Here is a 9031-nt window from a genome sequence, read left to right as displayed (position 1 = left end):
ATGCCGTTGGCGCTGCGGATATGGACCGGGTATTACTGAGTCATGATCGCATTGGCGAAATATGTCAAATCTATAAGGAGAATCTTTTAAAGTTAGGCCGCTTTGTGCGTTCTTTCATTATTCATGATGAATCCAATGTTCGCGATAACGCCCTATTCTTTTGTGGTAATCATAAGAGAGGATTGGAAAAGATAAAAGAGGCAATGTGGAATCTCGACCCAATCCACGGCAATTCCTTTTCCGCTTATCATGAGATTTCTAGACAACCCCAAGGTCCAATGTTGTTTCCCGATCAACCGCAAACCTCTGAACTCGGTCGGTCGATCATGTCACAGTTTAAAGGGCAAAGTGGTGTGAATGTTAACACAATATTTGATTGGGTGATTAAGGAAACTGAGACTTTTTTGCCCAAACATGTAAGGATTGAACTTGAAAAAGCACTTGAGCGAGGAAAAATATCGTATTCTGATCCAACGCCAAACAGCAGAACGCGCCGAATAGGCAACTGGCCTAAATGTTTGATGATTGATTTTAGAGAATAGAAGTGTCCACTAACTCATCAATAGAATGGACGGAGGCAACTTGGAATCCTGTTACAGGATGCACGCGAGCAAGCACAGGATGTGACCACTGTTACGCCGTAACTTTAACTAGACGGTTATCTGCGATGGGGCAGGAAAAATATGCAGGCTTGATAAATCCGTATAAGAAACATTTTAATGGTGTTGTTAAATTGCACCCAGAAACACTTGAACAACCACTACGCTGGAAAAAACCGCGGACCATTTTTGTAAACTCTATGTCTGACTTATTTCACAAAGATGTACCGGTCGATTTTATTCGGAAAGTTTTCCAAATCATGGCTCGCGCACATTGGCATCAATTTCAAATCTTAACCAAACGTGCGGACAGGTTAGAAGATTTAAACCCTTTAATAAACTGGTCTCGTAACATTTGGCAAGGTGTTAGTGTCGAGAATGAATCAGCAATGTTTCGTATAGATCATCTTCGACGAACATCAGCCCATACTAAATTTCTTTCCTTAGAGCCATTGATTGGTCCACTCAAGGGATTAAAACTGGAAGGGATTGATTGGGTAATTGTGGGAGGAGAATCGGGTCATGGGGCTAGACCTATCCAAAAAAGTTGGGTCACTGATATCCGTCATCAGTGCCTATGCCAGGGAGTGCCTTTTTTCTTTAAGCAATGGGGTGGATTCAATAAAAAAGCCGCAGGTCGATTGTTGGACGGTCGTACGTGGGATGAGATGCCAATGCAGAACACAAGAATGTTAGTATAGTATGAGAAATTGAACAGAGGCTATATTATTAAATGCAACTAATTTCAATTTTTTTTACCCCCTTTAACTTTAAAAAGTTCAAATAGGAGATAAATCATTCGCCTCTCCTGCACCCAATTACTCCTTGCTTCTCATCGCTTTTTTTCCTATTTTCCACCCTTAAAATTTAATTCATCACTAAATTTCTCTGGAATCGCTGACGGAGTAAATTGGAAAGTCGTGGAGGCTGAATGCGCAGGTTTATAATCTTCTTTATTTTCGTAATTCAACTGGTTTATTTTCAATTGGCAAACGCTCAGTTTTTCTTTGACAAAGTTGAAGAAGTAGGCGATTTTGATTTCGAAAAACCGATTGGATTTTATACAAATCCGAGATATAATCGCATCGAAGGCTTGTTTGCTAATTTTGGCGTCAAAATCCGACCGAAGTCTGTCTCCGGTTTACAGTTTTACGGAGATGTTGGTCTTGGTTTCTGGAACGATTCCGGCAAACGATTTCGCTACGCCGCAGGAGTTAGAAAAGATTTTTTTGATTTCAAACATTTAACCCTGGGCGCGGAATATTTCAGAAAGTTGGCATCAAACGATGACTGGGTGATCAGCGAAGTGGAAAACTCCTTGGCAAGCCTTTTTCTTAGAAACGATCACAAAGACTACTTTGGCAAACAGGGCTTACGGCTTTATGTCCATCATAAATTCCTCGAGATTCACACGCTCCGATTTGAAATAGCCAGACAAACTTACGACGCCCTGGACCGAAATATCGATTGGAGTGTCTTCAAAGGTGACTTCAGTGAAAACCCGAGAAGACCCGACTCTTTCATTGCGGAAGGTGACGAAACCAACCTGAGATTCATCGCTGCTCTGGACTGGCGCGATAACCCGATTTTCCCGCTCACCGGCTGGTACCTCGAAGGGATTTACGAACGCACAATGGGTGACTTCGACACCGACGGGTTCTTTTTCACCGTTAAGCGGTTTCAGCAGACCTTCGGCAATCACCGGTTGTTTATTCGCGGAATGTTGGGGGCCCGGCGTGGTGATATTGGCATCAAATCGTCTTTAGCGGCGCCCGATACACTGTTTGAGCAGTACAGTATAGATCTTGGTGGCATCGGCAACCTGCGGGGGTTTGAGGCCAAAGAGTTCACCGGGAACCGTATGGTTATGTTAAATGCCAATTACCTGTTTGGCGGCGACATTTTACAAAAAGTTCCTCTGCAGGGAATTCCGTTTTTTGGCGCGATTTGGGCGGCGCTTTCCATGGGCGTCTTTGTGGATACCGGCTGGGCCTGGACGACCGATGACCTCGGTTCAGGTCTTGTTAGCGGGTTCGGTGACCTTGATTTGGACGATCTGAAAACCAATGTTGGTGTTTCTTTGCTCGTGTTAGAGGGTGTGCTTCGTCTTGATATTGCAAAACGTACGGATCGCTCTAATGATGATTATCGTATAACGCTCAGACTTTTAAAAACTTTTTAGTTTTGACTGGACACAAAGTGACACGTGGAAACACGGAGTTCATGAAGTTATTTTTTTGATGAATTTTTCTATTAAACTGAATCATTCACAAACCGCGGGCGTCGATAGTGTCGGAGCGGTCTCCGACACTGCCTGGGTTGCGGAAACCTCCCGAACCGTCGGGATAATTTCCGCAACCATCTATTGGTGCTTGTGCTGGCCAGGTTTCTTACCCAAAATGCAGGTTTGCTTCCTCATTTTAAATGTCCAATTTATTCTAATATTTCATGCATTTTTTAATGTCTTTTCTAATCCTCCTGTTATCTGTTTCAACGGTTTTCGCACAAACGAATAACGCCCCTGCCCAAACGGATTCCTCCGCTGGTCAAAGCAAAATATTAGCGATAATTATCCAGGGCAATGAAAAAACCAAAGAAGAAATTATTACCCGGGAGATGAAGCTCAAGCAGGGGGATAATTTCGATGAGGTTTTAGCTCAGCAGGATCAGCTGCGAATTCAGAATTTGGGAATCTTTAATCGAGTTGAGGTTGCCAATATTCCAACCAAGCAAGGCGTAATTTTGGTCGTCACGGTCAGCGAAATGTGGTATATTTTTCCTTACCCGATCATTTTTAGAAACGACCGGGACTGGAGCCGGTTCTCAATTGGGGCCGGTTTGTTTCATACTAATTTTCGCGGCCGCCGGGAGGTGATCGACTTCTCCTTCTGGCTTGGGTTTAACCCATCGGTTAGATTAGCCTACTCAAATCCCTGGATCTTTGGCAAGCATAAATTTTATACCAGCTTTTCGGTTTTTGCCAGAAAGATTCGTAACAAGGCCTTTGATTCTGATGCCGTTTCTTCTTCTGATTCCAGCAATTTTCGTAACTTCGATGTTGATGAAGAGAGAATCGGCTTTAACTGGCGAATTGGCAAACGTTTTGGGCATTTTACTTATTTTGATATCAATATGGGGTACCAACAATTAACTATCTCCCCAGACACTTTGAACGTAACACTAGCCTTTTCCGGAAAAGATAAATTGCCACAAGTGGGCTTTTCTTTTACCTATGACTCCCGCGATCTTTGGGAATATGCTCACAAAGGGAATTACATTAATCTCTGGCTTACCAAAACCGGTTTTTTTAGCGATGTGGTTGACTACGTCCGGTTTGGGATGGATCTGAGGAAGTATATCCCAATTGGCCCGACAACGCTGGCTTTTCGAGGGGCAGCAAATTTATCACGGGGCGAAACACCTATATACGACTGGGTTGATTTCGGATTCTTCACGCGAATTCGCGGTCATTTTAGCGAACGCAAATCTAGAGTAAACCGGGTGATTGGCAGCGCTGAATTCCGTTTTCCAATTCGCAAGATTACTTATCACAACTGGGGACCCTTTGAGTCGATGGGCAGATACGGAACTAACTTCAGATTTGGAATTAGTGGGGGTCTTTTTGTTGATACCGGTGCCCTTTGGAGTGTATCCGATTATGTTCAACTAGAAATACAAGATAACAACAAACTGGATACGGATGATTTTATTTCCGGTTGGGGTGCAGGATTACATGTGTTTCTTCCCTACAATAATCTCATCCGACTCGAATATGCGTTTAATGAAGATTGGGATGGCCAATTTATTATTGATGCTTTAATCACTTTTTAACATGAAACTACTCGGCATCGAAACTTCCTGTGACGAAACCGCCGCTGCCGTCTGGCTAGAAGATCGCCTCGCTTCCAACATTATTGCTTCACAAGAAGTCCACCAAAAGTATGGAGGCGTTGTACCGGAGCTCGCTTCCCGAGCCCATGTCCAACTGATTTTACCGACTGTACAAAAAGCGCTTAAAGAGGCCGAAATTGAAAAAGAAAATCTGGACGGCGTTGCAGTCACGTTTGGTCCCGGACTGGCCGGCTCACTGTTAGTTGGAATTAATTTTGCCAAAGCAATGTCCTTAGCTCTTGACATTCCATTTCTCGGGGTCAATCATATTGAAGGGCATATTTTTTCCAACTCAGTTTTGGAGGATGGACCGCAGCCGCCGTTTATCTCGCTAATTATTTCCGGCGGGCACACGCAGTTGGTGCTTGTTTATGAATGGGGCAAATACGAGATCCTCGGTAAAACCCGCGACGATGCCGTCGGTGAAGCGTTCGACAAGGCGGCTAAAATGCTCGGACTTCCTTATCCAGGCGGCCCGGCAGTCGATAAATTGGCCGCAGCAGGTGACCCCGAATATTTGAAATTTCCCAAGGGCAGAATTAAAGGGAGTGAGCTGGATTTTAGTTACAGCGGTTTGAAAACTGCAGTACTTTATCACCTGCAATCTCTGACACCTGAGGACCGCGATCGCCACAAAGCGGATGTTGCTGCCAGTTTTCAAAAAGCCGCAATTGAAGTATTAGTTGAAAAAAGTTTAAAAGCATTAGACAAATATAAAATTGGACAGCTTGCTCTGGCAGGTGGAGTTGCCTGTAATTCCTATTTGAGGAAAAAGTTGCAAAAAGAAAGTGAAAAGCATGGATTTAAGCTTTTTATTCCGCCAATAAATTTATGTACGGACAACGCCGCGATGATTGTGCGGGCCGGTAAATTTTATTTGGAGCAAGGACAGCGGTCAGAGTTTAGTTTAAGTCCGAAGCCTTCGCTTAGGCTTGATTCTGAAGATTGAATTCCCTACATTTATTTAATACCGAGGCACAATGCCAGAAATATCTCGATTCTATGGTGTTATTATTCGCATGTTTATGGAACCAAATGCTCCACACCATCGGCCGCATTTTCATGCCTACTATCAAAATGATGTCGCAATCTATGCAATTGATAGTATTGAAATAATCGCGGGTTCATTTCCGATTAGACAGCAGCGTTTGGTCGAAGCTTGGGCTGAAATACATCAAGAGGAGTTGCTCTCTGATTGGGACCTTTTACAAACAGGACAACCGCCCTTACAAATTGAGCCGCTAAAATAAGGAAAGATTATGGAGCATAAGATCTATCGAGTCCAATCCTTTGAAATTATTGGTGACTATAAACTCGTGGTTACATTTAATGATAACAGCTCACAAACAATAGATTTCAAGCCAATTCTGAAAGGAGAATTATTTGAGCCGCTGCTTGATTTGTCCCGCTTTAATCAAGTTCAGATCGATCCCGAAGTTCATACGTTGGTTTGGCCGAACGGGGCTGATTTTGATCCGGCTACATTGCACGACTGGCCAGATCATGTTGAAGAACTTTCAGAGCGTGCACAGAAATGGACAAGCCCTGTAACTTAAGTTTATTTTAATGACGTATACAAAATTAAATGTAGAATATTATATAGAGTAAAATGAAAACAAAAGAGAAATAGTTATGAAACAAACCCTAACAATAACTTTATCGAAAGAAGTTAAATCTGAATTAGAGCAAATAGCTCTTGATGAAGGGTTGACTCGAAGTGAAGTAGTAAGAAATGCCCTTCAAGATTATTTGTTTATTAAAAGATTCAGGACTCTTCGAAATAAAATGATAGCAAAAGCAGAAGCCCAGGGCATTTTCACAGATGAAGATGTTTTCGCTAAAGTTTGACTTCAGGACAGCCTTACCCTTTGACCACCCTATCTGAAATTTCGCTAAACACCTCCGGCAGCACTCTCCTGCTCATCGTATCCCTTCTGGTTGCAATTGGCCTCAGTTATTTTGTCTACCGTAACACCGTTCCACCTGTCCCTTTGGGTTGGCGAATTTTGCTTATGTCCCTGCGGGCAATTGTTGTAATGATTATCATCCTGCTTTTGTTCGAACCGATTTTGAGCATCACCCGCAGGAAGCAGGAAAAACCCGTGGTGGCGGTTCTGCTCGACAATTCTGCCAGCATGGCTTTGAACGACCAAAAAGTAAACCGCCGAAGTGAGCTAAAAAATATTTTGAACACAGAGCTTTTCCAAAAGGACTCCAGGCATTTTGATTTTGTATTTTATCCGTATTCTGCCCAGCTCTTTGCTGAGTTAGAATCGGCTCCGGATTCGATGGCGTTAAATGGCGACGGCACCGATATTCGCCGGGCTTTGGAGGAATTAAAAGAACGCCTCGCAGAGAAATATTTCGGCGCAGTTCTTCTCATTACAGACGGCGCGGACAATCTTGGCGAGAATCCTGCACGATACGCAGCCAATTACGGCGTGCCGATTTTCCCAATTGCGGTCGGCGACCCTTCGGAGCAGAAGGATGTGCTTATTTCAAATTATGTTACCAACGAAATTGCCTACGCCGGAACCCGCGTCCCGGTCGATGTTTATGTTCGGAGCAGCGGCTTTGCAGGGAAGCGGGTTCAGGTTACTTTAAATGACGAAAATAAAACTTTAGACACACAAGTCGTTCAGCTTTCAGGAGACAGCTTCGAGCAAAAGGTACGATTGCATTTCTTTGCTGAAAAGGAAGGTGTGTTTAAATACGAACTCCGGATCCCAGAAATGGCCGGCGAGCTGACGAAAATCAATAATTCAAAAGCCTTTTATGTCAAAATTCTCAAGAGTAAATTAAAACTTCTGGTCGTTGCGGGTAGTCCAGGCGCTGATTTTCTGTTTTTAAAGCGGGCCCTGGAATCTGATGAAAATATCGAAGTGCAATCTTTTGTTGAAAAAACCAGAGGCCGGTTTTACAAAAATTCAGCGTTGCCGAATGCGGATCAGTTAGCCAAATTTGATTGTTTGATTATGGTGGATTATCCGCGCAAAACATCGAGAGCGGAATCCCTGGAAAAAATTAAAAGTGCGCTGGCGAAAGGAAAACCACTTTTTGTCCTGTCAGGTAAAAACACAGATTATGCTAAACTTCTGACTTTGAATGATTTTATCCCCCTGGCGGCCATTCCGCCAAAAGGCCCTGAACAAATCGTTTACATGAAACAATTACCACAAGGCGTGCACCACCCCTTGCTGCGTCTTTCAGAAGATGACAGCGAAAACATCGAAAAATGGCAGGAGCTGCCCCCCTCGTTTTTTAATTTAAACTCAGTTAAACTTCACGAGACCGCCCAATCTTTGGTTGTGTTGGACCCTGAACGCTCAGGAGGTTTTCGCAGGCGTGCCTTGCCGCTGGTCGCTGTTCGCAGTTCGGGCAAACGTAAATCCGCAGCCGTCTTAAGTTACGGTCTTTGGCGCTGGGATTTATTGATGTGGGGAGTCGGCAAAAACAATAGCAGCTACCAAACATTTCTGCAAAATACCATCCGCTGGTTGACATCCCATGATGACAGCAAGCTGGTGAAAATCGCCGCTAACAAGGAAATTTACCGCAGCGGTGAGGAGGTGAAATTCACGGCGCAAGTTTACTTTGAAGATTACCAACCGGTTGATGGCGCGGAAGTGGCGGTGCAATTGCAAAGCGCCAAAGGCAAACAGAATTTGACCCTTTCGAACGCGGGCCAGGGGCGCTACGAAGGCAGCTTTCAAGTTCTGGAAGGCGGGGATTATGAATTTACCGGAACGGCACACCTGCAAAGCCGCGTTCTCGGCCGTGACTCCGGCAAATTCTCTGTTGAAGAATTCAGCCTCGAATACCAGAACACCCGCATGAATGAAGACCTGCTTAAACGCATTGCCAGTGAGAGCGGCGGCGAATTTTTCACCTCTGAAAATTTTTCCAGCCTGAAAGAAAAACTCACTTTTCCCGACAAATTTATTACCCTCAAAAACGAATGGGAAATCTGGAACCGCCTGCCTCTGCTTATCACCTGTATTTTTTTGCTCAGCGCCGAGTGGTTTATTCGTAAAAGAAAAGGCATGCTGTAGATGTAAGCTGGTACTTTCAGGAAAGGCGATGTATTTTAGTGTTTGTTATTAAAATCATTCGGGTTCTGGTATTTTCCGGCGGAGAAATAAATATGGTTTAACAAAATCCCTAAACTGCAATAGAACAGAATCCGCATAATCTTCGGCTCCAAAAAGATATTGAATTTTCTCTTTATTTTCTATTCCTAATATTTCCATGTCAATATTCCCTCTAACACCTTGCCATTAAGCTACGCGACTGGCCTAGCTTCCGCAACGAGAGAGCCTAGGGATCGAGTGCTGCGACTGACCTGGTTTCTCACGTCAGTTTCAACCGTTCGTTAAGCATCAGCTTTCTCAGTTGTACGGCAAACCGCCAAGGATGATCACCCGTTCACCACGAAAGGCGGCATCAACATGATATTGAGCTCCTGAGGACTTCTTGAGAGCGAGTACCTGGTAGAGTACCTGCTGATACGCAACATCAGCAGCGGTGATGATGTTGGATAG

10 protein-coding genes are annotated in these 9031 nt (G+C 44.0%); 9 read left to right on the top strand and 1 reads right to left on the bottom strand.

The window, feature by feature from the left end; all coding sequences use genetic code 11:
• From IH879_14030 to IH879_13990, 9 genes are all read left to right on the top strand, one after another.
• Nucleotides 1-542: hypothetical protein (locus tag IH879_14030; GenBank protein MCH7676054.1), on the top strand; the 542-nt coding region annotated here is incomplete at its 5' end.
• Between the two features lie 2 nt (nucleotides 543-544).
• The gene (locus tag IH879_14025; protein MCH7676053.1) at nucleotides 545-1300 is read left to right on the top strand and encodes a phage Gp37/Gp68 family protein; all 756 of its coding nucleotides are present in this window, start codon (nucleotides 545-547) and stop codon (nucleotides 1298-1300) included.
• Nucleotides 1301-1530: 230 nt separating this feature from the next.
• A complete protein-coding gene (locus tag IH879_14020) occupies nucleotides 1531-2781 on the top strand; it encodes a BamA/TamA family outer membrane protein (protein ID MCH7676052.1) in 1251 nt (416 codons plus the stop codon).
• Between the two features lie 278 nt (nucleotides 2782-3059).
• Nucleotides 3060-4430: a hypothetical protein gene (locus IH879_14015; protein ID MCH7676051.1), complete on the top strand. Its 1371-nt coding sequence runs from the start codon at nucleotides 3060-3062 to the stop codon at nucleotides 4428-4430.
• A gap of 1 nt (nucleotide 4431) precedes the next feature.
• Entirely contained in the window at nucleotides 4432-5439 is a 1008-nt protein-coding gene (gene tsaD, locus IH879_14010; GenBank protein ID MCH7676050.1) for a tRNA (adenosine(37)-N6)-threonylcarbamoyltransferase complex transferase subunit TsaD, read from the top strand.
• A gap of 31 nt (nucleotides 5440-5470) precedes the next feature.
• Nucleotides 5471-5740 carry a DUF4160 domain-containing protein gene (locus IH879_14005; protein ID MCH7676049.1) on the top strand — a complete coding sequence of 90 codons (270 nt, stop codon included), beginning with the start codon at nucleotides 5471-5473 and terminating at the stop codon, nucleotides 5738-5740.
• Between the two features lie 9 nt (nucleotides 5741-5749).
• Nucleotides 5750-6046, top strand: coding sequence for a DUF2442 domain-containing protein (locus IH879_14000; protein ID MCH7676048.1), 297 nt, complete (start codon nucleotides 5750-5752; stop codon nucleotides 6044-6046).
• 76 nt (nucleotides 6047-6122) lie between these two features.
• A complete protein-coding gene (locus IH879_13995; protein MCH7676047.1) occupies nucleotides 6123-6338 on the top strand; it encodes a CopG family transcriptional regulator in 216 nt (71 codons plus the stop codon).
• Between the two features lie 20 nt (nucleotides 6339-6358).
• On the top strand, nucleotides 6359-8542 hold the full coding sequence (locus IH879_13990) for a hypothetical protein (protein ID MCH7676046.1): 2184 nt from the start codon (nucleotides 6359-6361) through the stop codon (nucleotides 8540-8542).
• Nucleotides 8543-8596: 54 nt separating this feature from the next.
• Here the strand turns inward: IH879_13990 and IH879_13985 are convergent, their stop codons facing one another.
• Complete coding sequence (locus tag IH879_13985) at nucleotides 8597-8740, bottom strand: hypothetical protein (protein ID MCH7676045.1); 144 nt, start codon at nucleotides 8738-8740, stop codon at nucleotides 8597-8599.
• Nucleotides 8741-9031 lie beyond the last annotated feature (291 nt).

Source organism: candidate division KSB1 bacterium (assembly GCA_022562085.1).
Lineage (GTDB): Bacteria > Zhuqueibacterota > Zhuqueibacteria > Oceanimicrobiales > Oceanimicrobiaceae > Oceanimicrobium.
Note: the sequence above shows the minus strand (reverse complement) of the source record. Positions and strands in the feature narration are given on the sequence as shown.

What these genes read in the sequence shown, in the direction of transcription:
- IH879_14005 (MCH7676049.1), top strand. Translation starts at nt 5,471, where the DNA reads ATGCCAGAAATATCTCGATTCTATGGTGTTATTATTCGCATGTTTATG.
- IH879_13985 (MCH7676045.1), bottom strand. Translation starts at nt 8,740, where the DNA reads ATGGAAATATTAGGAATAGAAAATAAAGAGAAAATTCAATATCTTTTT.
- tsaD (MCH7676050.1), top strand. Translation starts at nt 4,432, where the DNA reads ATGAAACTACTCGGCATCGAAACTTCCTGTGACGAAACCGCCGCTGCC.
- IH879_14000 (MCH7676048.1), top strand. Translation starts at nt 5,750, where the DNA reads ATGGAGCATAAGATCTATCGAGTCCAATCCTTTGAAATTATTGGTGAC.
- IH879_14020 (MCH7676052.1), top strand. Translation starts at nt 1,531, where the DNA reads ATGCGCAGGTTTATAATCTTCTTTATTTTCGTAATTCAACTGGTTTAT.
- IH879_14015 (MCH7676051.1), top strand. Translation starts at nt 3,060, where the DNA reads ATGTCTTTTCTAATCCTCCTGTTATCTGTTTCAACGGTTTTCGCACAA.
- IH879_13995 (MCH7676047.1), top strand. Translation starts at nt 6,123, where the DNA reads ATGAAACAAACCCTAACAATAACTTTATCGAAAGAAGTTAAATCTGAA.